Source organism: Nonomuraea sp. NPDC049152 (assembly GCF_040648355.1).
Taxonomy (GTDB): domain Bacteria; phylum Actinomycetota; class Actinomycetes; order Streptosporangiales; family Streptosporangiaceae; genus Nonomuraea.
In genome coordinates this window covers 17,394-42,952 of record NZ_JBEZDO010000007.1, presented here as the reverse complement: position 1 = coordinate 42,952, position 25,559 = coordinate 17,394, and the positions used below count along the sequence as shown (strand labels likewise).

Genomic DNA, 25,559 nt, shown 5'->3' with positions numbered 1-25,559 from the left:
CCAAACGTGCTGAGGACGACTCGTGGAGACAACGTGTCGATTGAACCCGTCGCCGGGCGATACGAGCTGACCGAGAAGATCAGTACCGGCGGCATGGGCACGGTCTGGCGCGGCTACGACGCCGTGCTCGACCGTGAGGTCGCGGTGAAGGTCATCCGAACAGACGTGGTCACGTCCGTACGAGATGCCAAGGAGCTTGCCGACCGTTTCCGCCGTGAGGCCCGCATCACCGCGCGCATTCGCCACCATGGCGTGCCCCAGGTCTACGACGCCGTCCTCGAAGAGCCCTATGACCAGCTCTACCTGGTCATGGAGTACATCCACGGCACCAGCTTGCGTTCCTACGTCAGTCCAGGCGCTCTCCTGCCGATCCCCTGGGCGGCGGCGATGGCCGCACAGATCGCCACCGTGCTCTCCCATGCCCACGCCATTCCCGTCGTCCACCGCGACCTCAAGCCCGATAATGTGCTGGTCAGCGCGGACGGCACGGTTAAGGTGCTCGACTTCGGCATCGCCGCGATCCTCCGCCCCGATGTGCCGCAACTGACCAGGCTCGGCATCCCGATGGGGACCTTCCAGTACATGTCGCCCGAGCAGACCCGGGCCCGCCAAATCACCCCTCAGAGCGACCTCTACGCTCTCGGCTGCCTCCTTTATGAGCTGCTCACCGGTCGGCCGGTCTTCGACGGCCCCACCGAGGACGACTTCGTCGAGCAACATCGCCATTCCCAGCCGATGCTGGTTCGCGTGTTACGCCCCGAAGTCCCGAAGGACCTGGAGAAGCTTGTTCTCGACCTGCTGGCCAAGAAGCCCGAGCAGCGTCCGTCGGATGCCTACGCGGCCTACGTCAGTCTTCTGCCGTTCTTACCTCCACCGGGATCACCCGCGCCACAGAGCGGTCATCAGTTCGCCGGATGTCCGGATCCCACCCAGATGTATCGCCGCCCGAACGCCCCACGCCTGCCCGAGGCCGCCTCCAGCGTCCCCGAGCCAGCACCTGCTCTTTCTCCAGGTGGGGTGGCCGACACCAACTTCAAGGATGCTGTCGCCGCAGCCAACCGTAAGGTCACCGAGCTCCTTGACGACGAGCGCTACGTCCAGGCAGCAGACGCCCTCCAGGACGTGATCGACTCAGGTTCAGCCGCTCTTGGGGCCCGTCATCCACGAGTCCTCGCCCTGCGCAAGAAGAGGGCCGCGATTCTGTTCGTCGGCGGCGATTATCGCCGATCGCTACCGGAGTTCGACGACCTCAATCAGGCTTATGAGGCCACTGAAGGACCCACTGGCAACAACGTCATCGATTGCCGCCGCCACGCGGCCGACTGCCGCGCGGAACTCGGCCACGTCACTAGTGCGCTCCGGCAGTACCACGAAGTTCTGAGTCTGGTCAGCGCGAAGGAGAGTGACATCTCCCAAACCGCCATTGAGGTCCGGCGCAGCATCGGGACGCTCCTCGCCAGCGAGGGTAATGTCGTAGCGGCACGCGAGGTACTGAACCCCCTGTTCGACGACCTCCGCGTTCTCTACGGACCAAGCCATGAAGAAACACAGGAAATAGCGGAGATGCTCAAATACCTCGCGAACGGGTAACAACTTCCTCGCTGATACGATCTAGAATCCAGGCCCGCCCAGCCCCGCGAAGTTTGGACCCCAAACGAAGAATTTCTACTCGCATATCCTCAATGGGTATATAGCGGACATACTCCTGTCGGAGTCCTATTGAGCCGAGACGGCGTAGAGCCGGACGATTGACCTCACGACGAACCTTCTCGCGCCGCTCTCCGGGAGCAACGATGAAGTGGGGGATGTTTAGGTTTGGCTGGCAAGCCAAAAGATCCGCCATTCTCCCCCAGCCTCGGCTGATGTCGGTGGTGCATTCCACCTCGAACGCTGCGACGACCGCATCGTCCTCGAACCAGAGCACGTCGACATACTTGACCACCTCAGCGGCCTTGCCGGGCAGCGACCGGGGTAAGGAATTCACAACCCTCGGCATAGAACCGAGTGGCACGTCACCGTACAAACGGCTGCGATCATTTACTGCCACATACACATCAAGGCCGAGGTCCGCGCCAAGCTTTAGCAGCAGGTATTGGGCCTCCGTGTGAAGTGTTGACGCTGAACCCGATAGGGCCTTATGAAGCGCCGCCAAGATCGCCTGGCCATCCGGGTCAGAGAGAACCTTCGGGGTTCCTCGAAGCCGCACTCCCCACGAGCCCAGGTCGCCGCGCCGCTCGAACAGCTCAAGCTCGCCGAGAAGCTCAGTGATCGGTACTCCTTGCTCGGGGCTGGAAGCTTGCACGCTCAGGTCAACCCCGACTCGGAGCGGGTAGTCTCCGCTGGCCCAAATCTGCTCGTCGGATTCGTAAGGTCCGCCGGTGATCTCTGCGATGCCAACCAACCGCTTCAGGCCCCTGACGTAGAACACCAGATGATCACCCCGCTTCATGGCGCGCACGCTCTTGCGACGGCGCAGGGGGAATCCGGCCACATCAGCACCGTGAGCGATGAACTCGTTCCAGGTGTTCTCGGTGTATACCGCCAACCAGTACTTGTGACTCAAGGTGCCTCCTCGGGTACCAGCAGAGTAGGCCCTGGGCAACAAGTATTCGACTATTTCGGGAAAGTCCTGTGACATGATCGAGCCCTGGCCTGCGGCGCGCCTTGATGACGAGCATGTAAGCTGCTTTCTGATCTTGGTGGGATAGACGGGTACACCCCCAACGTCGCCAGCCAAGGCCATTCAGTGGCAAGGACCGACGAAGTCGGTTCGCGGCAGCCGATCGCCCTGACCGCATACGCTGAGTGCCGAAGTCAGCGATCGTCACGGCCTCGACCACTTCGGAGCTCGGTGAACAGGTTCACCTTCGCCGGCCCGCCAAAGCGCATCGAAATGGGCATCGATCGTCATGTGCTCGTTGCGACTCTGTAGCGCGTGGGCGGTGCTGGCCGCGACCGGCCGAAGAGCCGCAGCGCGGCCAGCGGACCGCCTGACGCGCTGCCGACCGCCGCAGGCGGGCGGCCTTGAAGACGTGGAGAAAGTCCTCATCCACCGCGGCCAAGCCAGCGGCCTAGCCGATGTGAGGCGCCTTGCCTTCGAAGTAATGAGCAAGGCGCAGGCGCATGGATTTGTCCATCTGGTAGCCGATGATCGTCTCAGGACTGAGCCATCGGACCTCGCGGGATTCATCGCTGGGTCTCGGCGCGCCTGCGATCGCGAGTGCTGTGAGGACGATCGAGAACTCTTGCCGTGCTTCGCCGTTGCTGGTGTAGAGGATCACGTGACGTGGGTCGGTGTAGATGCCCGACAGACCCGTGATGGTGCAGGTGATGCCCGTCTCTTCGTACGTCTCACGGACTGCGGCTTGAGGCAGTGATTCACCAAGGTCGATGGCTCCACCTGGCAGAGCCCAGTTGCCGTTGTCGGAGCGACGGATCATGAGGATGTCGCCGGTCTCGTTGCGGACGATGACGTTCACGGAGGGAACGAGGCTGTTGGGGACGGGCGCGTTGGGATCGTCGTAGAAGTCGATGCGGCGTGACACGCCCTGTGACGCTACTCGGTAGGCCGCGGCAGGCCTACGAAACTGCCGAGATTGGGCACGGTGTAGATCAGGCTCTCGTCGCGGAGTCGCTGCATGGCCTTGCGGATGGTGCCGCGTGCGACCCCGAACTCTTGCATGAGTTGGACTTCGGATAGCAGATGCTTGGGCGGGTAGGTGCCGTCCACGATCCGTGCGCGTAGCACGTCGGCTATCTGCTCCCACCTGGGACGATCCGGCTCGAAGTCGATCACAGTCTAACCATAGAAAGCCCTGTTCAGACACTATCAGGCAGCTCATGGCATGCCATGGCATGGACAGGGATGTACAGGAGAGTTATTCTTCCTGCATGATGTGCCGCCCCGCTGTATCGAGGCGGCCTAGTCATAGCAGCCCAATGAGCGGCAGGGGAGAAGCCATGCTCAGGCAAGACGTGGAGCTCGCGCCGTATCACGGCACCCATCCGGCGCCGAGGCGCGCGGACTGCGAACCTGTTGCCTGGTACGAGAGCACTCTTCGATGTGAGCGGGTGCGTGTGCGGGCGCACACCTGCGGCTGTCGCAACACGGTGTACGAGTTGTGCGCCGCGGCGGGCGTCCTGTTCGTGCGGCGCCTGAAGCGTGAAGACGGCTCAGTGAATGTGCGTGAGACCTCGTGGCTGCGTGCGGCCGAAGCGCTGCGACTGTGGGCGGCGATTCTCGACGGGCGAGCGGCCTGAGGCCTCGCCCGGGAGTGTCGGTAGGGAGGAGAGACACTGTGGCGGCAACCGCACGAATCAGGAGCGCTACGGCCGGCGGTCTTCACGTGGACGGCTGGGTCACGGCTACACGTGAATGGGGAGGCTTCTCGGCCTGCCGTGACCCTGATCGGTCTCTGGCCCCGTCTGAGGAGGGGGCGGGTCTCAAGCGGTACTTGATCGCGGACTCTTCGTATGAGTTGGTTTTGCTCATCGAGGAGCAGCAGCAGCTCGAAGAGCGTCTGACGATGTCCCAGGTGTTCACCTGTCCAGCCTGCGGTAGGGAGCGGGGTAACGCGCCGGTCATCGTCACAGTGGATGAGTCCTCCGTGACGCCGGAGCGCTGCGCCAAGAGCTATGGGACAGGCCGCGGCTGCCGGCACCTCAATGTCGAGTGGACCTTTCAGCGCCCCGTCGCTGACGGGGCGCGGTGCGGGGATTGCGGCACCTGGTGGCGGCTCGATCTGATCCCGGATGACGTCGCGGCGCGGCTCAGGGGTGGGAACCCTCCTCGTGAGGACACCCGGCCGTCCGCAGACGGTCGTACGCGCTCATGATCTCCTTCGCCGCCGCGTCCGGGCTGAGCTGGTCAGTGTGGAGACGCAGATGAAAGAAGCCCGCGTCGGCGTTCGCTCCGAGGTCTTCAACGGTCTCGTCCCACGCGGCCAGGCGCTTGGTGGTGTCGGTGTCCCCACGTGCTTGCGAACGCTGCTCGGTCACCTCGCGCTGCACCCACAGCAGGACGCGAAGCCAGGAGTCGGGGACTCGGTCGAGGAGCTGGCGGAGGTCTGGGATGTTGCCCATGTGGACGACGGGCACGTAGCCGGCGGCGTGCCGTGTCTCGATCGCTTGGCGGTCGATGGCGTAGACGTTGCCGTAGCGACGCGTCTCGACGAGCAGTCGGCCTTGGCTGCGGAGCTTGTCCAGGTGGTCGCTCGTGACGAACTCGTACCCTGCGGCGCGTCCGGTGCCGACCTTGAGCTTGGGCAGCAGGACGAACCGCGGGTCGAGGCGGTGCAGGGCGGCGGTGATGGTGTCCTTGCCGCTGGCGGGCGGGCCGTACAAGATGATCCCTTGCAGGCTCACGCGAGGATCCGCTTGAGCGCTTCGCGGGTCTGGTCGGCGAGGCTGATGGCGGCGCCGAGCCGGTTGTCGATGGTGATGTGCGCGGTGGGCGGGCTGCTGTCGACGGCCAGCCCTTCGGCGTACTGGTCCCAGTTGTCCAGCTTCCACGCGTCACGCGCGGCGCCGCGGAACTCGATGTACTCGCGCATGGACTCGGGATCGCAGCGCACCCAGATCGCGGCGACGTCGATGCCCTTGGCCGCGCACCGGTTCTCCAGGCGGGTGAACCACGCCTCGTCCTTCAGCTCCGCGATGAACGGCGCAGAGAGGATGGTGGAGGTGCCGATGTTGAGGTTGTCCCAGGCGGTCTCCATCAGGCACCGGTACTCCAGCGGCCGGACCTCCTTGAGGTACAGGTCGGTGTGCCGGTCGTTGGGGTTGCCGCCGAGCGAGATCAGGAGCCGTTCGACGATGCACCGCGTGAGGGAGTCCTTGTCCAGGAACGCCCAACCGGTGATGTCCGACAGGAAGCGGGAGAACTCGGTCTTGCCTGATCCGGCGTATCCGCCGACCAGGACGAGGATCGGCTTGGGGCTGCCTCCGCCGTGTCGCCGGCGCCAGGCGTCGACCACGCGGTTGCGGAGGAGAGCCTGTGGCGAGTCGCCCGGTTCGATGCCGCCGATGGAGACCCTGGTGAACGCTTCCTCGATGACCTGGGCGGCAACATTGTCCGCGGCGGGGTCTGCCGGTGGAGGCAATTCAGAAATCACAATTTCCGCTTTCTGTGATTCACCGGGCAAAGCTGGACGAAAACCTAGTTCAGGTTCGCTGGCCTGGTAAAGCAGGCAGTAAGCGCGTCGGTAGTGCGGGCCGGGAAACACTGTTCCCTGCTCGTGTCCCCACAAGGTTTGGAAGTTGGCCGCCGGGACGGCCAAGCCGTGCCCAGCCGCGGCCTCACGTAGCCGCTCGCCTGCGGCTTCGAGGGTGAGTCCGTGCGCCTCGCGGTGTTCGCGCAGGCGGGAAGGGGTCCAGCCGGTTCGCTGGGTCGTCTTCATTGCATACCTTCGCCTTCACACTGGGGGGCGGTGCGCGGTGTGCCGGTCGTGCATGTGAAAACAGACGTGTAAATGCCGTTGAGTCGAATTGAAGAAGCTTAACTAGATCCGCGTGATACCGGAAACCCGCTGGTCACGGTGAACTTAAGCCACTCCGAAAGAGCGAAACACAAGGAGATGGCGATGGAGTCGCACCGGTACCGCATCATCGGGGAACTGGCTGAGATCAGGGCAGAGCTGGAGGAGTTGACCTGTCGAGTCAGCGAGATCGCTTCGGCTTTGGGAACACCGCCGACTCAAGAGCCGCAAGCCGATCCCCCAATTCCTTGAGGGTGCGGCGCATCTCGGCCAACTGGGCCAGGACTTCACCGTCGAGGTCTTCGGCGGGGCCGGCCGCGGGTTGGGCTTCGCTGACGAACACGCCCTTGCCCTGCTGGCCGACGACCAGGCCTTGAGTGCGGAGCACGCTGATGGCCGACTTGATCACGCTGGCCGACACGTCGTAGCGCTCGCCGAGCTGGGCGATGGAGGGAAGCGCCGCGCCAGGCGCCAACGTCCCGCGGCGGATCTGCTCGCTCAGGTCGTCGACGATCTGCAAGTAGGCCGGTCGGCCGGACTTCTCCACCATCTGCGCCCTCCTCAGTTCCTCCCAAGTTGAGCACACCGCAACCAAGCGGTCAAAGAACGCCTTGACAACTTAGAATTCCAAGCGTTCCATGTCTTCTAAGCATCCCCCAATCAAAGGAAAGATCATGCGAACCATCCCCATCCCCGTCGACGTCACCAAGCTCCAGATCACCTGCGTCAAAGCCCCCAAGCCGCGCCTGGTCAGCAAGGACACCGGCGAGATCAAGCGCGACAAGGACGGCAACGTCATGTACGAACTGACGCTGCTGTTCGAGGACGAGTCCAGCCGCATGGAGCTCGTCAAAGTCAGCACGACTCCCGAACCACAGGTCAACGTTGGTGACGAAGTCGTCCCCGTGGGCCTGCTCGGCTACGTCTGGGAGGCCGGCGGCCGGTGGGGCATCTCCTACCGAGCGCAGACGTTCATCCCGGCCGGTGCCGGAAGAACGGCGGCGGGCCAGTGATCGACATCGACATTCACCATCCCGCCATCAAGGCCCTCGCCGCACTGTTCCTGCTGATCCTGTGGCGGCGCTGGGCGCCGGTCTCCTACTGGTACCTGTTCGTCTTCCCGCGCAAGGCCGTGTGGCTGCGCTGGTCCTGGCGGCACGTCGCCTCCGGGTGCGGGCTCACCAAGAAGCGGCGGCGCTGGTGGTTCACCACCATCCCTGGCCTGGTCGCCTCCACCGGCGTCGTCCGCGTCAAGCGCCGCTTCCAGCGGGTTGCGGTCGACACCAAGCCATGGATGGGGCTGCCCAAGCCGACACGGAACGGCTTCCGCATCACCTTCCACCTCCTCGACGGCCAGGTCCCCGACGACTACGCCAAGGTGTGCGAGCGCCTCGCGCATGCCTGGCGCATCGAGGCGGTCCGTGTCGTCGGCTCCCGGCCTGGCCGCGTCACCCTGCAAGGCATCACCCAGGATCCGTTGACTCATGTCGCTCCGGCCATACCCCCGGCCAAGCCGTCAGGCGGCTGGTCCGCCGACGACCTGCTGCGTCCCATCGTCGGCGTGCTGGAGACCGGCGCAGCCTGGCGGATGGACTTCCGGCTCATCCCGCACTGGATCAACGCGGGCGCCACCCAATCCGGCAAGTCGAACCTGCTCAACGCCCTCATCGTCGGACTGTCCCCGCAACCGGTCGCCATGGTCGGCTTCGACCTCAAAGGCGGCGTCGAACTGTCGGTCTACGGACCCCGACTGTCAGCGCTGGCCACCACCCGCGAACAGTGCCTCGACCTGCTGGCCGACCTCATTACCGTCATGGGCTCACGCATGCTGGCCTGCCGCCGGCACGGCGTGCGCGACATCTGGCAGCTACCCGACGCCCTGCGCCCCATCCCGGTCGTCATCCTGATCGACGAGCTGGCCGAACTCTTCCTGACCGCGGACAAGGCCGAAAAGGACCAGGTCACCCGTACGGCAACCGCCCTGCTGCGCATCGCGCAACTCGGCCGCGCCTTCGGCATCCACCTGCTCCTGTCCGGGCAGCGCATCGGCTCCGACCTCGGCCCTGGTGTCACCGCGCTGCGGGCTCAGATCGGCGGACGTGTCTGCCACCGCGTCAACGATCCCGAAACCGCGGTGATGACTCTCGGCGATCTCGACCCCGACGCCCTGGTCGCCGCCCGTTCCATCGCCCCCGAGATGCCCGGTGTCGCTGTGATCACCGGCTCGGATGGCCGCTGGTACCGGGCCCGTTCCGGCTACGTCTCCACCGAAGCCGCCGAACGAGCCGCGCACACCTTCGCCGACCTCACCCCGTCCTGGGCTCAGGTCGCCGCCAGCGGGCTGGGCCACGAGCTGCCCGGAAGCGGCAACCCCGAGCTGGCCGCCTGAAAGGAGCGCTCCCGATGACCCCCGACGCCGCCCGCCTGGCCGACACCGCGCCGGTGCTGATCCTCGCTCTGATCGCCGGAGCGGGCAGCTTCACCCACATCCGCGACACCGCCACCGAGCACGGACAGACGGGCTGGATGGCCTGGGCGGTAGCGGTCTGCGTCGACCTCACCTGCGTCATGGCCGCCCGAGAACGGCAGCGCGACCGCAAGAACGGACGGGAACGAAACGGCTGGATCTCCTGGCCGACCCTCGTCCTGACGAGCGGCATCGTTCTGTCGCTGGCCGCCAACCTCGCCCAAGCCGAACCGTCGCCCTGGGGGTGGATCACCGCCGCCACACCCGCCAGCGCCTTCCTCGTCGCGGTCTCGATGCTGGAGCGCCGCGCCTCCGAACCCCGTCCCGAACCGTCCTCCGACCTCGTCCCCGTCCCGCGTGCCGTTCCAGAGACCACCGCGCTCGCCGTACCGGATCAGAACGGACCGGTGGCCGAACTGCTCGACTACGCCCGCCGCGTCGCCCAGGAACACCAGGCACGCCACGGCAAGCCCATCACCCGCGACACCCTGCGCGCCCGGCTCGGCGTATCCAGCCAACTCGCCTCAGACCTGCTGCGCACCCTGCGCGACAGCCCCGAAACCGCCTGACCGAAGGAGCACGCCGTGATCCCCTGCCACGACCTCATCAACGGCCTGATCGACCTCGCCGCCTTCCTCGAAGCCAACCCCGACCTGCCCACCCCGGACCCCATCGAGGTCTACACCTTCCCCACCCCCGGCACCGACGAGGAGATGCGCGCCTTCGTCGACCAGGCCGCGACCGCCCTCGGCGTCACCCCCGTGGAGGACTCCTTCCACCACTACCGAGCCGTCCGGTCCTTCGGCCCCGTGGAATACCGGGCCGTGGCCATCCTGTCCGCCGCCCGCGCCCGCCGCTCCGCCTGACAACAGGAGAAATCCATGCGTATCCGCATCGAAGGCACCCACGCCGAACTCGCCAACGCCATCCGCCAGATCCGCGCCGTCCTGCCCGTCGGCTCCGTCTCGACGCTGCTGGAGACCGGCCGACCGTACACCTGGCGCGTGTTCATCAACACCGCCCCCGACCGCTCCACGCGAGGGAGGTGGGTCACATGAGCGAAGAGCCCATCCCGCCCGCCGCACCGCCCCGGCACCAGTGCTGCACCTGCGGCGGGACCGGCATCGACAGCTACGGCGACAACTGCCCGCACTGCGAAGGCCACGGCTACTGCTGATGCCTTCGGTGCCCCCGGCGTGACCACACATCCGCCAAGACGTCCGTCACGTCGGGGGCCATCCCGAACCGAACCGCGAAGCCCGGAAGGGACAACCCCATCATGGCAAGCCCCGACACTGTCGCCGAGCTCATCGCCCGGCTCGACGACCCCGACCACGACCGCTGGGCCGCCCAGATCCGCCGTACCGGCGGCTGCCGACAGCCCATCCACTTGCGCGGCCACGTCCTGCACGTCGACCCCGCTACCGGAGGCCGCCTGCACACCTACAGCACCGCCACCGAACCCGGCGGCATCCTGCGCGTTCCCTGCAAGACCCGACGCGCCTCCCGCTGCCCGTCCTGCGCCGAGACCTACCGCGCCGACACCTACCACCTGATCCGCGCCGGACTCGTCGGCGGCAAAGGGGTGCCTCCTACGGTGGCCACGCACCCCTGCCTGTTCGTCACCCTCACCGCCCCCTCCTTCGGTCTCGTCCATACCCGCCGCGAGCGCGGCGCCAAGCTCCTGCCGTGCCACCCGCGCCGCAACGCCCGCACCTGCCCGCACGGGCGCGTCCTGTCCTGTACGGCCAAGCACAGCGCCGACGATTCCCGCCTCGGCGAACCTCTGTGTCCCGACTGCTACGACTACTCCGGCTCGGTCCTGTTCAACGCCGTCGCGCCTGAGCTGTGGCGCCGCTTCACCGAGGCTCTCCGCCGGCGCTTCGCCAAGCTGTCCGGCCTGACCCTGAAGGCGCTGAAGGAGAAGGTGACGATCTCCTTCGCCAAGGTGGCCGAATATCAGCGGCGGGGCGTCGTCCACCTGCACGCCGTCATCCGCCTCGACGGCCCGGACGGACCCGAATCCCCACCGCCGCCCTGGGCGAGCGCCGAGGCCCTGGCAGACGCAGTACGGCACGCTGCTTCAGCCGTGACCGTCCCCATCCCGGCCGCGGGTGTTGAGCCGGCGAAGGTCCTGCGATGGGGCACCCAGCTCGACATCCGGCACATCGCCATGGACGGCGACCTCACCGAACAGGCAGTCGCCTCCTACGTCGCCAAGTACGCCACCAAGGCCGCCGAATGCGTCGGTGCCCTCGACCAACGCATCAACCCGCTGACCGATCTCGACACTCTCCCGATCCGCGACCACGCCCGGCGGCTCATCGCTGCATGCCTACGGCTGGGCGCCCTCGACGAACTGGCCGACCTCAGGCTGATCCAGTGGGCACACATGCTCGGCTTCCGCGGCCACTTCTCCACCAAATCCCGCCACTACTCCACCACCATGGGCGACATCCGCGCCGACCGTACCGAGCACGCCCGAGCCGAGGCGGTCACCACCGGCCGCCTGCCCCTCTTCGACGAAGACACCGTCCTTGTCATCTCCCATTGGGAGTACGTCGGCAAGGGTCTCTCGCCGGTGGACGCGCTCCTCGCCTCCCTCCGGCTGGTGGTGAGTCCGGATGCGTAACAGGGACAAGCTTCTGACCCTCCCCGAAGTCTTGGAGGAGCTGAACGGCGTCTCGCGCCGGACCTTCTACCGGTGGAGAGAGCTGGGTAAGGCGCCGGTCTGCGTCCAGTACCCCAACGAGGAACTGCGCGTCTGGAGAAGCGACCTGGACGCCTGGCTCCACGGACTTCGGGAGGCGTCATGACGACCAGCTATGACGTGAAGTTCTGGGAGATCCAGCGCAGGACCCAAGGTAAGGCGATCTCCTTCGTAGTGCGCTGGACCGTGGCCCGAAAGTCCAATTCGAAGAGCTTCCGCACGAAGGGTTTGGCCGACAGCTTCCTGTCCGACCTCCGGCAGGCGGCGAAGGCTGGCGAGCTCTTTGACATCGCGACAGGTCTGCCGGTCTCGATGCTCAACGCTGAGCCAGAACCCGCAGGGCCCTCTTTTCTGGAGTTCGCGCAAACGTATGTGATCAGTAGATGGCAAGGGACGGCGCCGCGGACAAGGGAGACGGAGGTGTACGCGCTGCTGTCGCTCGTTCCCGCCCTCGTCGACGATGTGTCAGGTCGTCCGGACGATGACGAGCTTCGCGAGGTTCTGCGGTCTCATGCACTCCTGCCAAAGGGCAGGCGCAACGAGTTGAACCGCGCGGGCACACTCGCTCTCGGTTGGCTCCAGAAGGCGTCTCTCCCGTTGGAGGACCTTCAAGACCCGTCCGTACTCCGCCGCGCCCTCGATGCCATCTCGGCCACGTTCGCGGGTGAGGAGGCGGCGGCCAACACGGTACGACGCAAGCGGGCGATCTTTCATCACTTGCTGGAACGAGCCGTGGAGCAGAAGGCCTTCGCGTCGAACCCTCTGGACACGATCAAGTGGAAGCCGCCGAAGGCGGTTACTGCCGTCGACCCCCGGACCGTCGTCAATCCCACGCAGGCGAAGGAGCTGCTGAACGCTGTTCCTCGGGTCGGTCGCACTCGCGGTGTCCGGCTCAAGGCAATGTTCGCCTGCATCTACTACGCGGGTCTTCGACCTGAGGAGGCGGCGGACCTGCGGTTGAAGAACTGCACCCTGCCGGAGTCGGGGTGGGGACTGATCGTGCTGGAGAAGGCGAGACCGCAGGGCACCAAGCGATGGACGAACTCGGGTCAGACACACGAGTCCCGCAGCCTCAAGCACCGGGCCAAGAAGGAAACGCGAGAGATTCCGATCCCACCGGCGTTGGTCGCCATCCTCCGCGATCACATCAAGGCGTACGGCACAGCGGAGGACGGTCGGCTGTTCCGCACATCCAAGGGAGGCTCCTACTCCAGCTCGGCATACTCCTACGTCTGGCAGGAAGCTCGTGCCCTCGTATTCACCGAAGCGCAGTTGAGCTCCCCGTTGGCCGCGCGGCCGTACGACCTGAGGCACGCTGCCCTGTCCCTGTGGCTCAATGCGGGCGTGCCGGCCGCGGAGGTCGCCCTTCGCGCGGGCAACAGCGTTGAGATCCTCAACAGGGTCTACGCCAAGTGTCTGGACGGCCAGAGAGAGACCATCAACGGAAAGATCAACAACGCTCTGGAAGAGTGACCCACAGCAGCGTGTACAGGGCCTCGGTGTCTCACTGAGGCCCTTCCTGCGTGCGGAGAATGCTCATCGCCTCGACGACGTCGGAGACCACGTGGTCGGCTCCGTGCTCTGGTTCCGGCTGTCCGCCGCGGTTGACCCAGATAGTCCGCAAGCCTGCTGCGCGCCCACCCGCGATGTCCGCCCCAAGGCGGTCGCCGACCATCCATCCGCCGGCGGCGAGTGTCAGCCCGCAACGCCGCGCCGCGACATCGAACAATGCCGTCTCCGGCTTACGAACACCCTCGGCGCCGGACAGCGCATATCCGTCCACTACATCGGCCAAGCCGGTGTGCTCGATCTTCCCGAGCTGGTTGTCGGCCGTTCCGTTGGTGACGATGGCCACCCGCCAACCCGCCTTCCGTAGCTCCGACAGTCCGGTCAGTACTTCAGGGCGGCAGCGGACCAGGAGTGGCATGCGAGCGCGGTAGGCGGCCCATAGCTCCTCGACGGGATCGGGCAGCCCAAAGCGTTCCCGTGTCCGCGCGAAGAAGGCCTCTCGATGCGGCAAGCCCTCCTGGTCCAGAGCGATCAGCCAGTCGACGGCTTCCGAGTCGAGGCCACGTTCGGCGACGAACTCCGTAGCCCACAGCACGAACGCCGCGTTGAGATCAATGAGCGTGTTGTCAAGATCGAAGAGGGCTAGGCGCTGCACGGATGTCTCACAATCAGGGGCGCGAGCTGCCAAAACACGCTCAAGATCATCCCGCATATATCCCGCGATCACTGTCCTACGGCTGCCTACGGCGGCATACGGCTGCCTAGTAAGCAAAAGACCTGCGACTGAGAAGCCGCAGGTCAAAGGCTAAAACTGCTGATCAACTGTGTGCCCCCGGCATGATTCGAACATGCGACACCCGCTTTAGGAGAGCGGTGCTCTATCCCCTGAGCTACGGAGGCGGACGCACGTAAGCCTAGCGAACCTAGGGCCGTGCGTGTGACATCGGGCCCCGGTAACTTTGGCCGGGTCAGTCATGGGTGCTCTGATCTGCGGTAAAGGCATGACAAGCGGTCCCGTGATCAGGCACGCCGCATGGCTAACGTCGCGCTCGTGACCAGTAGGCGACGAAGTAGGCGGGGCGCGGGGCGGCCTGTGGTGTTGTTCGCGGCGTTGCTCGCGCCCGCGATTCTGGCTGGGGGGCTGCTGGCGGGGGAGCTCGTGGGGTACGACGCGGCCTTCAGCGCCGCGGGGATGAGCGAGCGGCAGGCTGGTCGTCAGGTGGTGGTGGAGCGGCATGACGGGCCGGTGGTGTTCGAGGCGGTGGCTGCGCCTGCGCCGCCGCATGCTGATCGGACCTATCGCGGGCTGGTGCCGGCTCCGGTGGGGGTGGAGTCGCGGGAGCCGGTGGCTGCTGCCGTGCCCATGGCTGAGGAGCGGGTCGAGGAGCCGGTGGAGGCGCGGCGGCCGGGGCGGGAGCGGCCCGCGCGGCAGCGGCCGGTACGGCGGAGCGACTGTCCTGTGGAGTGGGCCGAAACCTGGTTGTGGGAGTTGTGTCAGGAGTATCAGCGGAGGCAGGCGTAGACATCCGGCCCTGAAAGAGTCCTAAATGGCGCGTTCGGAGCATAACGGCTGTCCGGAGTTCGGTCCGGGCACCGAAGCGGCTGTAGTAACGTGCGTGCCTGACCCAGGTAACGAGTTCGCAAACGGAGGAATCGAACGTGTCAGCCCCTCGATCAGCGGGTCTGATCGCGGTCGTCACGGCGATCTCTTCGGTATTTCTGGGGATTCCGGCCGATCCTGCCCATGCCGTCGATCCGGTGCCGGACGCCGTCGTCGACGCGGTGGTGGGAGGCGGCCTGCTGGAGGACGCTGTCGAGGACAGCGCGGAAGCCGGTTCCTTGCCGAAGGCTCCTGATCTGACGGCGTTGCGCAAGGAAGCCGAGAAGGCGGCGAATGAGCTGGCGGCGGCGCAGAAGGTGCTCGACAAGCGGACCACTGATCTGAAGGCAGCCAACGACCAGCTCAACAAGAAGCTCAAGGACCTGGCGGCGGCGGAGGCCACGCTGACGCGGATGCGGCGGCCGATCGCGGACCTGGTCGAGCTGGTGTACCAGCAGCCTATGAGTGATGGGATCGCGCCGTTCCTGTCCGGTGACGGGGATGCGACCATGGCGTTGATGCGCTCGCAGAGCGACGCGAGCGCGCTCGCGCAGGCCAGACAGCTGCAGGTGGACGAGATCTCGAAGGCCTACGCGGACAAGCAGCGGCTGGCCGCCGAGGCGCAGGAACTGCGGGCCACGAACCTGTTGGCCGCCGCACAGGTGGAGGCGGAGGTCTCCACGCTGACGAAGCGGTCGGACAAGGTCGTGCAGTCGCTGACGAAGGCCCTGGTCAAGATGGGGATCAAGATCGATAAAGTGGGTCGTGCGGCCTTCGCGTGCAATCCGCTGCGGATCGATGCGACCGCCGACTATCCCAACGGGCTCATCCCGAAGAGTATCCTCTGCCCGATCCAGCAGCGTGGGCATCTGTTGCGGGCGGACGCGGCCATTGCCTTCGTCTCGCTCAACGAGGCGTACAAACGGCAGTTCGGGCAGCAGATATGCGTCACCGACGCGTACCGGACGCTGGCCGAGCAGCAGTCGATTTACTACCGCAAGCCTGGGCTCGCGGCGGTGCCGGGGCGGAGCAACCATGGGCTCGGCATGGCGGTGGACCTGTGCGGTGGTGTGCAGAGCGCGGGGACGGCACAGTTCAGGTGGATGGAGTCGAACTCGAAGCGGTACGGCTGGTTCCACCCGGATTGGGCCTATAGCAACCCTTACGAGCCCTGGCACTGGGAGTACGACCCGCAGATCGACTCCCTGCGCTGACCGGGCCTGGCGAGGGCCGGTGCTCCGTCGGCGGCGCGGTGCCGATCTAGACGGGGGCGACCTCGGCGCAGCACTGTGAGCAGCGGGAGGCGGCCCTGGGGATCTCCGACAGGCATTCGGGGCATTCCCGGTGGGCGACTTCCTCCCGTCCTGCGACGCGCTCCTTGTAGCGGGTGTACGGCCTGACGATCAGGAAGTACACCACCGCGGCGATCACGAGGAACGACACCAGCGCGTTGAGGAAGTTGCCGTACCTGAACTGCGCCTTGCCCACCGTGAGCGTCAGCGAGCGGAAGTCGGGCAGGCCGCCGAAGGCCGAGATCAGCGGCGTCAGCAGGTCCGCGACGAAGGACGTGACGATGGCGCCGAACGCCGCGCCGATGATGACCGCGACGGCCAGATCGATGACGTTTCCCTGCGTGAGGAACTTCTTGAATCCGCTCATGTCTCAAACAGTATCGAATCAATCACTGAGCGGATTGATGGTCATGGAGAGGCGGCCGCCGGCTTGGGCGGCGGCGAGCATTCTGGCCTGGTCGGGGGTGGCGGCGAGCACGATGAGGGCGCCGCCGTCGGTCTCCCCTGTGGGGATGGTGATGACGGGGACCCGTTCTGCCACGGTTTGGGCGGGTTGGCCGCTGTCCCATGCCGCGAGCACGCCGATGACGTCGCCGGGGGAGAGCAGGCGTACGGCGTCGGCGTCGGCGATGCGCACCGGCATGGCGACCGTGCCTGGCGGGAGCGTGGCCAGGAGGGCGGGGTCGAGCAGGCGTACGTCGGTGAGGGGTTCGCCGCGGCGCATGGGGGCGGCGAGGGTCCGGCCGATGGCGCCGGTGCTGAGGGCGCCGTCGGGTACGGCTCCCGCGGGCAGCCGGGCCGGGCGTAGGTCGCCGTCGTGGAGGAGGCCGGGTTTGAGGTCCTTGGCGGCGATGAGGACTTCGGTGGTCGGGCCTGGGCCTGGGCGGAGGACGGTGAGTGCGCAGGCGAGGCAGAGGGCGGCGAGTGCGGCCGCGATCAGCCGGCGTCGCCGCCCGAAGGCGCGGGTCCAGGCGCGCATGCGCGACTCCAGGGGATCGGGTGGGGCGGGAGAGCGCGAGCACGACAGGTGCGACGTCGGCGTGAGGCGCGGCGACGACGTGAACGGTGGGGTGGGGCGGGGGTCAGGGGAGGTCGAAGGGGAGTTTGATGCCGTCGAGGGCGGAGCCGCACGAGCAGGTGCGCTCCTCGGGAAGGGCCTGCACCGCGTCGGCCACGAGCGTGCGCATCTTGGTCACGTTCGTGGCGAAGAAGCGGAGCACCTCGTCGTGGGTCACTCCCTCGCCCGCCTCCACGCCGGCGTCATGGTCGGTGACGAGGGACAGCGAGGTGTAGCAGAGCGCGAGCTCCCTGGCCAGGATGGCTTCGGGGAAGCCGGTCATGCCGACGATCGTCCAGCCGTTGCTCGCGAACCACCGAGATTCGGCGCGGGTGGAGAAGCGGGGGCCCTCGATGACGACGAGGGTGCCGCCGTCGACGGTGTTCCAGCCGCCGGAGCGGGCCGCGGAGACGGCGACCGAGCGGCCGTCGGGGCAGTAGGGGTCGGAGAAGGAGACGTGGACGGCGCCGCCCGCGTCGTAGTAGGTCTGCACGCGGCCAGAGGTGCGGTCGACGAGCTGGTCGGGGACCACGATGGCGCCGGGACCGTGCTCGACCTGGAGGGAGCCGACGGCGCTGGGGGCCAGGACCTGGCGGACGCCGAGCGAGCGGAGCGCCCAGAGGTTGGCGCGGTAGGGGATGCGGTGCGGCGGGTAGCGGTGGTCGCGGCCGTGCCGCGGGATGAAGGCCACGGAGCGCGTGCCGATGCGCCCGACCGTTACCACGTCGCTCGGCGGACCGTAGGGCGTTGTGAGCTCGACTTCCTGGGCGTCGTCGAGCAGCGAGTAGAACCCCGATCCGCCGATGACGCCGATGTCTGCGCGAGTGACCATGGCGAGAGAGTAGCGGGAAGGGGTGGGTGGGAGGAGAAGTGGAGCCCGGTTCTGTGGATAGCGGCTGGGTGGGGGTGTGGACAACTCGTCGGGGGTCCAAAAGCCCGGGTGCCGGAGAAACGGGGGAGAGGCCCCGACAGGCCCCGTCCGGCCCGGTTGCTGGGTGATACTTGCGCTGGTCACAGGGGCGCGGAGGCCCAGGCCGCAACTTATTGGCGATCATCGGCATCAAACCTCCGCAGCGCATGAAAACCTCGGAGGTCGTGGGATGAACCTGGAGGCTCTTCTTCCCGGAGACCCTCAACGGCTGGGCGGCTACTGGCTGGCGGGACGGCTGGGCTCGGGTGGGCAGGGAGTCGTCTACCAGGCGTACGACGACTCCGGCGCCAGGGTCGCGATCAAGGTGCTCCACAACCCCGACAAGGACCGCTTCGTCAAGGAGGTCACAGCCGCCCGTCGGGTCGCCTCCTTCTGCACGGCCAAGATCCTCGCCTTCGACTTCGACGCGGCCGAGCCGTACATCGTCAGCGAGTACGTGCCGGGGCCGAGCCTGCGCGAGGCCGTCGAGCGGTCGGGCCCGCTGGCGGGGGACCGGCTGTACCGGCTGGCGACGGCGGTCGCGACCGCGCTGGCCGCGATCCACGAGGCCGGGGTGATCCACCGGGACCTCAAGCCGGACAACGTGATGCTCGGCCCCGACGGCCCCCGGGTGATCGACTTCGGGGTGGCGCGCACGCAGGAGATGTCGCTGACCTCGACCGGGTTCGTCGCGGGGACGCCGACGTACATGCCGCCCGAGGTGTTCACCGGGCAGCGGGCAGGGACACCGGCGGACGTCTTCGCGTGGGGCGGTGTGATCCTCTACGCGGCCACCGGCTTCGACCCGTTCAAGGACGAGAGCCTGGGCGGGGTGATGCACCGCGTCCTCACCGTGGACCCCGATGTGAGCATGCTCGACGAGCCGGTCCGCTCGCTGGTGTCGGCGGCGCTCCGCAAGCGGCCCGAGGACCGGCCCAGTGCCAGAGACCTGCTGCTCGGCCTGGTCGGCATCGGCCATTCGGCGCTTCCCTCCGCCGCGGTCCCTCCGTCGGCGGTCGCGCTGAGCACCGCCTACGCCGACCCTTCGCTGGGTGAGCTGGCCGAGTCCGTCTACGCGGGTCTCGGCCCCTCAGACCAGGCCATGACGCCCCAGGTGTTCCTGCGGCTGGCCGACAACGAGCTCACCCGAAGGGTTCCACCCGAGGAGCTGCCTGACGAGGCGGCGGGGGTTCTGCGCGCCTACCGCTCCGCCGGGCTGCTCGACGACTCGGTCGCGATCGTCCATCCCGCTCTGCACATGGCCTGGCCCAGGCTCAGAGGCTGGATAGAGGAGGAGCGGGACGGCCTGCCCATCCATCGCGCGCTGAGCGACGCCGCCCGGCGCTGGGAGACGGGCGGCGACGTCTACCGTGGCGCGGCGCTGGACGAGGCGCTGCGCTGGGCGGCCACCGGCAGACGGCATCTGACGCTGACCCGGCGTGAGGCCGCCTTCCTCGAGGCGGGCACGGCCCTGGCACGGCGCGCCACGAGGCGGCGCGGGCTGGTGATCACCGCGCTGTCCGTCCTCCTGGTCGTCGCGATCGTGGCCACCGTCGTCGCCGACCGGCAGCGGCGGGTCATGGCCGAACAGAATCTGGAGTCCATGGCCAGGGTCGTCGCGGCGCGGGCGGAGGAGCTGCGCGGGCCTGAGCCGGTGACGGCGATGCGGCTCAGCGTCGCGGCCGCCGACCTCGCACCGGTGATGGAGGCGCGCGGCAGCCTGTACGGCTCGCTCGTCCAGCCCGAGATGGCCACGTTCACCGACCCTGGGTCCCCGCCCGACGCGGTGCGGACCCTGAGCTCGGACGGCGACACCCTCGTCTCGGTGGCGGCCGGAAAGGTACGGCTCTACCGGCGGACAGGCCTGGTCACCTCCTTCGCGGGCGTGGGTTCGGGGATCTCCGCCGTGGAGATCAGCCCCGATGGGCGCACGCTGGCCCTGGTCGCGGGCGAGAAGGTCAGGCTCTGGGACGTGGCCTCGGGCAAGCCGATCGGCGGCGCGCTCCCTTCGGGCACGGCGACGTTCAGCCCGACGGGGCGGCTCCTCGTGACGAGCTCCGCCGGGACCTCTCGGTCATCCTTCTGGGACATCGCAGGGCGCCGGTGGATCACCGGGCTTCCCGCGGCGTACGACGTGATCGTCGGGCCTGGCGACAAGCTCGCGGCCGTCGGGCAGGACGACGGCACCTGGAAGGTGTGGGATCTCCAGCGCCGGCAGCCGCTGTCGCCGCTCCCGCACGAGGCGATGGCCTGGAGCCCTGACGGCCGCCTGCTCGCCCTGCGCACGGGAGAGACGGCGTTTCGGCTCTGGGACGTCGCCAAAGACGCGTGGCGGAGCAACGACAACCTCGAACTCCCCTACAAGGGGCAGGTCGTCTTCACTCCCGACAGCCGGTTCGTGGCGGCGCTGGGCGACGACGGCAAGCTCGGCCTGTGGCGGATCGACGACGTCGACCCGGTGATGTCCCACCCCATCAAGGTCAGCGGCGTCGGTGAGCTCCGGGCCGGCGACGGGACCCTGCGCCTTCTGACGGAATCCGCCGTCGTGACGGTGGACGTCTCGGCCTACACCGCACCCGCCGTGCTTCCCGGCCTTCCAGGCCCCCGGTACCGGCAGTTCTCGGCCCTCGCGGGCGCGGGCTTCAGCGCCGGAGGAAAGCGGCTCGCCCTCGCCCACAAGGCATGGGTCACCGTGTGGGAGACGGCGACCAGGCGGCGGATCGCCAGGTTCCGCGGTGTGGGCGCCGACGGCGCCCCGCCCGCGCTCAGCCCGGACGGCCGGACGCTGGCCGCCCCCACCGCCTCGTCCGTGGTCCTGTGGGACGTCGACTCCGGCGCCAAGCTGGGCTCGTTCCCCGGATCGCACGCCGTGTTCAGTCCAGGCGGCGGCCTCGTCGCCGTGGCGACCGGCGGCTCCGTCGACCTGTACGACGTGTCCACCCGCAGACGGACGGGCCGCCTCCCCGCCCGTACCGATCTGACCTTCAGCCCTGACGGCCGCCTGCTCGCCGCCAACGACCCCGAGGGAGGCGGGCTGTGCGTGTTCGACGTGAAGTCAGGCAAGAGGATCGGGATCCAGGGGCACATCGTCATGGCGGGGGCGGCCTTCAGCCCGGACGGGCGCACGCTGGCGGTGGGTGACTCGCTCGTCCATGGAAGGCTCGTGCTGATCGACACCAGGACGTGGCGGCGCGTCGGCTACGCCTTCGCCCACGAGGAGCTCGTCGGCGAGCAGGCGGTCGTCAGGATCTCGTCCGAGGGCATCCTCGCCGTGGGCGAAGGAACCGAGGTGCGCCTCTGGGACCTGACAGGCCGCCGCGCGATGGGCCTTCCCGTCACCGGCTATCCCGAGGGCGTGGCCTCGCTGGCCTTCGGTGACGGCGTCCTGTACATCGCCGGTGGCGACGGCTCGCTGCGCGCCTTCCCGATCGAGCGGGGCAGGGCGTCGGCGGCCGTTCGAGCCCGCGCCGGTGGCCCGATCTCGGCGGCCGAATGGAAGCGCCACATCCCAGAGCTCCCCTTCCCGGAGGATCAGAGCCGCTGATCGGCGAGGGGCGGCGTGGTCATATCGTGCGAATACTCCGATGAGTGAGCAAATGATCTCGAAGAGTATGCTCGGCCGTACGAGCGCCGCAAGGAGAAGGACCCATGCCAGAGCGTCGGAAAGGCCTAGGCCTGATCATCATCGCGCTCATGCTCGGCATGCTCCTGGCAGCCCTCGACCAGACCATCGTCTCCACCGCCCTCCCCACCATCGTCAGCGACCTGGGCGGCCTCGAACAGCTCTCCTGGGTCGTCACCGGCTACCTGCTCGCCTCCACCGTCTCCACGCCTCTCTGGGGAAAACTGGGCGACCAGTACGGCCGCAAGAGCCTCTTCATCACCGCGATCGTCATCTTCCTCGTCGGCTCCGCCCTCTGCGGCCTCAGCCGGTCCATGGGCCAGCTCATCGCGTTCCGCTCGCTCCAGGGCCTCGGCGGCGGCGGGCTGATGGTGCTCGCGCAGGCGATCGTCGGCGACGTCGTCCCTCCGCGCGAGCGCGGCAGGTACCAGGGCTTCTTCGGCGCCGTCTTCGCCGTGTCGAGCATCGTCGGCCCGCTGCTCGGCGGCTTCTTCGTCGACCATCTGTCCTGGCACTGGGTCTTCTACATCAACCTGCCCGTAGCCGTCGTCGCCCTCGCGGTGATCATCACCGTCCTCCCCGGCAGGTCCACCCGCACCCGGCACACGATCGACTACGCGGGCATCGTCCTGCTCGGGAGCGCGACGTCGTGCCTGGTCCTGCTGGCGACGTGGGGCGGCACCGTCTATCCCTGGTCCGACCCGGTCATCTGGGGGCTCGGGCTGGCGGCGGTGGGGCTGCTGGTGGGCTGGTGGTTCGCGGAGAGGCGGGCCGCCGAGCCGGTGATGCCGCCGCGGCTGTTCACGACACGCACCTTCGTGGTGGCGTCCGCGGTCGGCTTCGTCGTCGGTTTCGGCATGTTCGGCGCGCTGACGTACCTGCCGCTGTTCATCCAGGTCGTGTACGGCGTGAGCGCCACCCTGTCGGGCGTCCATCTGGTCCCGATGATGGCAGGCATGCTCACCATGTCGGTCGTGAGCGGTCAGTTCATCTCGCGCTCCGGCCGCTACAGGTACTTCCCGATCGCGGGCACGGCCGTGGCCACCATCGGGATGTTCCTGCTCTCCCGCCTGACCGAGAACAGCTCGACGCTCACCATGAGCGTCGACCTGCTGGTGTTCGGCGTGGGGCTCGGCATGACCATGCAGGTGCTCGTCATCGTGGTCCAGAACGCGGTCGGCTACGAGGACCTGGGCGTGGCCACCTCGGGCGCCACGTTCTTCCGGTCGATCGGCGGCTCGTTCGGCGTCGCCGTCCTCGGGGCGATCTTCACCTCGACGCTCAACGAGGACCTGCGGCAGCTCATCGCGAGCGTGCGGCTGCCCGCGGGGTTCGACCCCGCGCAGGTGCAGGCCGACCCGACGATCATCAAGCGGCTGCCGCCCGCGCTCGCGGCCGACTTCCTGCACGTCTACGCCGACGCGATCTCCAGCGTGTTCACGATGGCCACGCCGATCACGCTGGTGGCGTTCGCGCTGTCATGGTTCATCCCCGAACAGCCGCTCAGGAAGACGGTGGGAGCCATCGACATCGGCGAGGGCCTGGGCGCGACCTCGGCCGAGCGCTCGTCGCTGGCCGAGGTCGAGCGAGGCCTGGTACGGCTGGCGGACGCCGACCTGCGCAACGACTACTACGCCAGGCTCGGCGAGCTGGCCGGGCTCGACGGCATCTCGCCGGCGGGCGTCTGGATCATCGCCAGGCTCGACGGCGAGGGCTGGGTGCGCGGCCAGGACCTGGCCGACCGCGGGAAGGTCACGCGGGCGGAGGGCAGGCCGTACGCCGACCAGCTGGTAGCCGCAGGACTGGTCAGGCGTTCAGCGGACGGCGAGTCGCTGCGGCTCACGGCCGAGGGCGACAGGGCCGCCGCGGCCCTGTTCGCACGTGCCAGGGACGGGCTCAGGGAGCTGGTCGCCGACTGGGGCGCGCATCCCGAGCTGCATCGGCTGCTGGACACCCTGTGCCCACAGCTGCTCGGCGCGGACGCCGACCGGCCTCGTTAGCTGGAGGCCGCGGGAGCCGGCGCGGGCGCGGGCGTCGAAGCGGGGGTGCTGGTGCTCGTGCTCTCCGAGGACTTGGCGGGGGCCGGCGTCGTCGTGGACGTGCTCGTCGAGGACGACGAGCGGTTGTCGGTGCGGTAGAAGCCCGAGCCCTTGAAGACGATGCCGACGGCCGAGAACACCTTGCGGAGCTGCCCCTCGCAGTTGGGGCACACCGTCAGGGCATCGTCAGAGAACTTCTGAACGACCTCGAGTGGCTCGCCACAGTCATTGCAGACGTACTGGTACGTGGGCACGCGCTCCTCCTCAGGTTGGCACTCGACCTACGCGACTGCCAATCATAAACACTCCTTGAGGGCGACTCATTCCACACCGCTCTCGCCGTACCACCCGGCCAGCTTGCCCCTGCGGCTGACGGCGCGCATCCGGCGCTCGACCATGTCGCGGCAGGAGGCCGTCGCGACCACCAGCAGCTGGTCGTCCGACCTGAGCCTGGTGGTGCCCGTGGGGACGAACGTGTGGCCCTCGCGGACGATCAGCGTGACGGCCGCGTCGGCGGGCAGACGCAGCTCGAAGATCTCCACGCCGTGCAGCAGCGAGCCCTGGGGCACCTTGATCTGGAGCAGGTCGGCGTTCAGCTCCTCCAGCGGCGCCGACTCCACGTCGAGGTCGCGCGCCTCGCCCTCGGTGGCGATCCCGAGGAGCTTGGCGACGAACGGCAGGGTCGGCCCCTGCAAGAGCGTGAACACGATGACGATGACGAAGACCTGGTTGAACAGGTGCTCGGCCCCGCCGACGCCCGCCGCCCACGGGATCGTGGCCAGGACGATCGGCACCGCGCCGCGCAGGCCCGCCCACGACAGGAAGGCCTGTTCGCGCCAGTGGATCCGGTCGAGGCGGAGGACCCGCACCAGCCACGCGCAGACGATCACCGACAACGGCCTGGCCAGCAGCACGAGGACCGTTCCCGCGATGAGCCCGGGCACGACGGCGACGGGCATCTCGCCCGGACTGGCCAGCAGGCCCAGCATGACGAACAGGCCGATCTGCGCCAGCCACGCCGCGCCCTCGGCGAATCCGCGGGTGGCCGCCCTGTGCGGCAGCCTGGCGTTGCCCAGGATCAGCGCCGTCAGGTAGACGGCCAGGAAACCCGAACCGTGGAGGAGGACGGCGCCGCCGTATGCGACGAACGTCAGCGCGAGCACGGCGAGCGGGTAGAGGCCGGAGGCGGGCAGCGCGACGCGGCGCAGCGCGTAGGCGCCCGCGGGGCCGAGCAGGCACGCCACGCCCGCGCCGATGGCCAGCTCCATGACCGTCTGCAGGACGAACTCGCCCAGGCTGGGCAGAGGACCCGTCGCCTGGCTGAGCAGCACGACCACGATGACGGTGGGCGCGTCGTTGAAGCCCGACTCCGCCTCCAGGGTGCCGGCCAGGCGGGTGGGCAAGGGGAGCCTGCGCAGCACGGAGAAGACCGCGGCCGCGTCGGTGGAGGCCAGCACGCCGCCGAGGATCAGCGCGATGCGCCAGTCGGCGCCGAGCAGCCCCCGTACGGCCAGCGCCACGACCACGATGCTGACCACCACCCCGACGGTGGCCAGCGCGAGCGCGGCGGGTATCGATCGCCGGACATGGCTCCAGGTAGTGGTGAGACCGCCCTCGGCCAGGATCAACGCCAGCGCGCCCAGCCCGACCTGCTGGGCGACCATGGGGTCGTCGAAAGGGATGCCGAAGCCGCTCTCGCCGAGCAGGAATCCGAACCCGAGAAAGAGTAGGAGGCTGGGGAGACCGCTGCGGTGGGCGATCCGTACCGAGGCGATGGCCGCGATGACGACGGCTGCTCCGAGAAGAAGCCAGACGTCGAGTTTCATCTGGCCCCCTCTCCTGTCCTGAGGGCTATTGTCGCGTACTCGCCGGGCTAG

27 protein-coding genes and 1 tRNA gene are annotated in these 25,559 nt (G+C 67.8%); 15 read left to right on the top strand and 13 right to left on the bottom strand.

All coding sequences use genetic code 11. The annotated features are described in order from the left end of the window. Positions 1-33 precede the first annotated feature (33 nt). The gene (locus AB0B45_RS15125) at positions 34-1,590 is read left to right on the top strand and encodes a protein kinase (RefSeq protein ID WP_358130405.1); all 1,557 of its coding nucleotides are present in this window, start codon (positions 34-36) and stop codon (positions 1,588-1,590) included. On the opposite strand, the gene AB0B45_RS15120 is transcribed toward AB0B45_RS15125, so the two are convergent. The 3 genes from AB0B45_RS15120 to AB0B45_RS15110 form a co-directional block, all read right to left on the bottom strand. After that, positions 1,568-2,563: an EVE domain-containing protein gene (locus tag AB0B45_RS15120; RefSeq protein ID WP_358130403.1), complete on the bottom strand. Its 996-nt coding sequence runs from the start codon at positions 2,561-2,563 to the stop codon at positions 1,568-1,570. The two genes, AB0B45_RS15125 and AB0B45_RS15120, sit on opposite strands and share 23 nt — an antisense overlap. Before the next feature lie 508 nt (positions 2,564-3,071). After that, complete coding sequence (locus AB0B45_RS15115) at positions 3,072-3,545, bottom strand: NUDIX domain-containing protein (RefSeq protein ID WP_358130402.1); 474 nt, start codon at positions 3,543-3,545, stop codon at positions 3,072-3,074. A gap of 11 nt (positions 3,546-3,556) precedes the next feature. Further along, entirely contained in the window at positions 3,557-3,796 is a 240-nt protein-coding gene (locus tag AB0B45_RS15110; protein ID WP_358130399.1) for a winged helix-turn-helix domain-containing protein, read from the bottom strand. A gap of 164 nt (positions 3,797-3,960) precedes the next feature. On the opposite strand from AB0B45_RS15110, the gene AB0B45_RS15105 reads away from it, so the two are divergent. Continuing rightward, positions 3,961-4,260 (top strand): hypothetical protein, encoded by a 300-nt coding sequence (locus AB0B45_RS15105; RefSeq protein WP_358130396.1) that lies wholly within the window; start codon positions 3,961-3,963, stop codon positions 4,258-4,260. A 510-nt stretch (positions 4,261-4,770) separates the two neighbouring features. Here the strand turns inward: AB0B45_RS15105 and AB0B45_RS15100 are convergent. The 3 genes from AB0B45_RS15100 to AB0B45_RS15090 all read right to left on the bottom strand — a co-directional run bounded on the left by AB0B45_RS15100 (position 4,771) and on the right by AB0B45_RS15090 (position 7,026). Continuing rightward, positions 4,771-5,364 (bottom strand): guanylate kinase, encoded by a 594-nt coding sequence (locus AB0B45_RS15100; protein ID WP_358130393.1) that lies wholly within the window; start codon positions 5,362-5,364, stop codon positions 4,771-4,773. Continuing rightward, a complete protein-coding gene (locus AB0B45_RS15095) occupies positions 5,361-6,101 on the bottom strand; it encodes an AAA family ATPase (RefSeq protein WP_358130390.1) in 741 nt (246 codons plus the stop codon). Before AB0B45_RS15095 ends, AB0B45_RS15100 begins: the two co-directional genes overlap by 4 nt. A gap of 556 nt (positions 6,102-6,657) precedes the next feature. After that, entirely contained in the window at positions 6,658-7,026 is a 369-nt protein-coding gene (locus AB0B45_RS15090; RefSeq protein ID WP_358130388.1) for a GntR family transcriptional regulator, read from the bottom strand. 124 nt (positions 7,027-7,150) lie between these two features. Here AB0B45_RS15090 and AB0B45_RS15085 point away from each other — a divergent pair, with 124 nt between their 5' ends. From AB0B45_RS15085 to AB0B45_RS15045, 9 genes are all read left to right on the top strand, one after another. Continuing rightward, entirely contained in the window at positions 7,151-7,489 is a 339-nt protein-coding gene (locus AB0B45_RS15085) for a hypothetical protein (protein WP_358130385.1), read from the top strand. Further along, positions 7,486-8,865, top strand: coding sequence for an FtsK/SpoIIIE domain-containing protein (locus AB0B45_RS15080; RefSeq protein WP_358130382.1), 1,380 nt, complete (start codon positions 7,486-7,488; stop codon positions 8,863-8,865). The genes AB0B45_RS15085 and AB0B45_RS15080 overlap by 4 nt, the downstream gene beginning before the upstream one ends. A gap of 14 nt (positions 8,866-8,879) precedes the next feature. After that, complete coding sequence (locus AB0B45_RS15075) at positions 8,880-9,512, top strand: DUF2637 domain-containing protein (RefSeq protein ID WP_358130380.1); 633 nt, start codon at positions 8,880-8,882, stop codon at positions 9,510-9,512. A 15-nt stretch (positions 9,513-9,527) separates the two neighbouring features. Beyond that, positions 9,528-9,809 carry a hypothetical protein gene (locus AB0B45_RS15070; RefSeq protein WP_358130378.1) on the top strand — a complete coding sequence of 94 codons (282 nt, stop codon included), beginning with the start codon at positions 9,528-9,530 and terminating at the stop codon, positions 9,807-9,809. Between the two features lie 15 nt (positions 9,810-9,824). After that, entirely contained in the window at positions 9,825-10,001 is a 177-nt protein-coding gene (locus AB0B45_RS15065; protein ID WP_358130375.1) for a hypothetical protein, read from the top strand. After that, on the top strand, positions 9,998-10,120 hold the full coding sequence (locus AB0B45_RS15060; RefSeq protein ID WP_327089209.1) for a hypothetical protein: 123 nt from the start codon (positions 9,998-10,000) through the stop codon (positions 10,118-10,120). Before AB0B45_RS15065 ends, AB0B45_RS15060 begins: the two co-directional genes overlap by 4 nt. Positions 10,121-10,222: 102 nt before the next feature. Then, positions 10,223-11,575, top strand: a complete 1,353-nt coding sequence (locus AB0B45_RS15055) for a replication initiator (RefSeq protein ID WP_358130372.1) — start codon at positions 10,223-10,225, stop codon at positions 11,573-11,575. Continuing rightward, the gene (locus AB0B45_RS15050) at positions 11,568-11,759 is read left to right on the top strand and encodes a helix-turn-helix domain-containing protein (protein WP_358130370.1); all 192 of its coding nucleotides are present in this window, start codon (positions 11,568-11,570) and stop codon (positions 11,757-11,759) included. Before AB0B45_RS15055 ends, AB0B45_RS15050 begins: the two co-directional genes overlap by 8 nt. Further along, on the top strand, positions 11,756-13,126 hold the full coding sequence (locus AB0B45_RS15045) for a tyrosine-type recombinase/integrase (protein WP_358130367.1): 1,371 nt from the start codon (positions 11,756-11,758) through the stop codon (positions 13,124-13,126). The genes AB0B45_RS15050 and AB0B45_RS15045 overlap by 4 nt, the downstream gene beginning before the upstream one ends. Positions 13,127-13,157: 31 nt before the next feature. Here AB0B45_RS15045 and AB0B45_RS15040 read toward each other — a convergent pair whose 3' ends face one another. After that, positions 13,158-13,817, bottom strand: coding sequence for an HAD family hydrolase (locus tag AB0B45_RS15040; RefSeq protein ID WP_358130364.1), 660 nt, complete (start codon positions 13,815-13,817; stop codon positions 13,158-13,160). A 172-nt stretch (positions 13,818-13,989) separates the two neighbouring features. Continuing rightward, positions 13,990-14,062 (bottom strand) — tRNA-Arg (locus AB0B45_RS15035). Between the two features lie 151 nt (positions 14,063-14,213). Here AB0B45_RS15035 and AB0B45_RS15030 point away from each other — a divergent pair. Both AB0B45_RS15030 and AB0B45_RS15025 read left to right on the top strand, forming a co-directional pair. Continuing rightward, positions 14,214-14,684, top strand: a complete 471-nt coding sequence (locus AB0B45_RS15030; RefSeq protein WP_358130361.1) for a hypothetical protein — start codon at positions 14,214-14,216, stop codon at positions 14,682-14,684. Between the two features lie 137 nt (positions 14,685-14,821). Then, entirely contained in the window at positions 14,822-15,976 is a 1,155-nt protein-coding gene (locus AB0B45_RS15025; protein WP_358130358.1) for a D-alanyl-D-alanine carboxypeptidase family protein, read from the top strand. Between the two features lie 46 nt (positions 15,977-16,022). Here the strand turns inward: AB0B45_RS15025 and mscL are convergent, their stop codons facing one another. The 3 genes from mscL to AB0B45_RS15010 all read right to left on the bottom strand — a co-directional run bounded on the left by mscL (position 16,023) and on the right by AB0B45_RS15010 (position 17,943). Then, positions 16,023-16,421: a large conductance mechanosensitive channel protein MscL gene (gene mscL / locus AB0B45_RS15020; RefSeq protein ID WP_358130355.1), complete on the bottom strand. Its 399-nt coding sequence runs from the start codon at positions 16,419-16,421 to the stop codon at positions 16,023-16,025. A gap of 18 nt (positions 16,422-16,439) precedes the next feature. Further along, positions 16,440-17,033, bottom strand: a complete 594-nt coding sequence (locus AB0B45_RS15015; RefSeq protein ID WP_358130353.1) for an SAF domain-containing protein — start codon at positions 17,031-17,033, stop codon at positions 16,440-16,442. Between the two features lie 103 nt (positions 17,034-17,136). Continuing rightward, complete coding sequence (locus tag AB0B45_RS15010; protein ID WP_358130351.1) at positions 17,137-17,943, bottom strand: S-methyl-5'-thioadenosine phosphorylase; 807 nt, start codon at positions 17,941-17,943, stop codon at positions 17,137-17,139. A gap of 268 nt (positions 17,944-18,211) precedes the next feature. Between AB0B45_RS15010 and AB0B45_RS15005 the strand changes: the two genes are divergently transcribed. Both AB0B45_RS15005 and AB0B45_RS15000 read left to right on the top strand, forming a co-directional pair. Then, positions 18,212-21,565: a serine/threonine-protein kinase gene (locus AB0B45_RS15005; RefSeq protein ID WP_358130348.1), complete on the top strand. Its 3,354-nt coding sequence runs from the start codon at positions 18,212-18,214 to the stop codon at positions 21,563-21,565. Positions 21,566-21,669: 104 nt separating this feature from the next. After that, positions 21,670-23,643 carry a DHA2 family efflux MFS transporter permease subunit gene (locus AB0B45_RS15000; protein WP_358130345.1) on the top strand — a complete coding sequence of 658 codons (1,974 nt, stop codon included), beginning with the start codon at positions 21,670-21,672 and terminating at the stop codon, positions 23,641-23,643. On the opposite strand, the gene AB0B45_RS14995 is transcribed toward AB0B45_RS15000, so the two are convergent. Together AB0B45_RS14995 and AB0B45_RS14990 are read right to left on the bottom strand one after the other, a co-directional pair. Next, positions 23,640-23,936 carry an FmdB family zinc ribbon protein gene (locus AB0B45_RS14995; RefSeq protein WP_358130343.1) on the bottom strand — a complete coding sequence of 99 codons (297 nt, stop codon included), beginning with the start codon at positions 23,934-23,936 and terminating at the stop codon, positions 23,640-23,642. The two genes, AB0B45_RS15000 and AB0B45_RS14995, sit on opposite strands and share 4 nt — an antisense overlap. A gap of 66 nt (positions 23,937-24,002) precedes the next feature. Continuing rightward, entirely contained in the window at positions 24,003-25,508 is a 1,506-nt protein-coding gene (locus AB0B45_RS14990) for a potassium/proton antiporter (RefSeq protein WP_358130340.1), read from the bottom strand. Between the last annotated feature and the right edge of the window lie 51 nt (positions 25,509-25,559).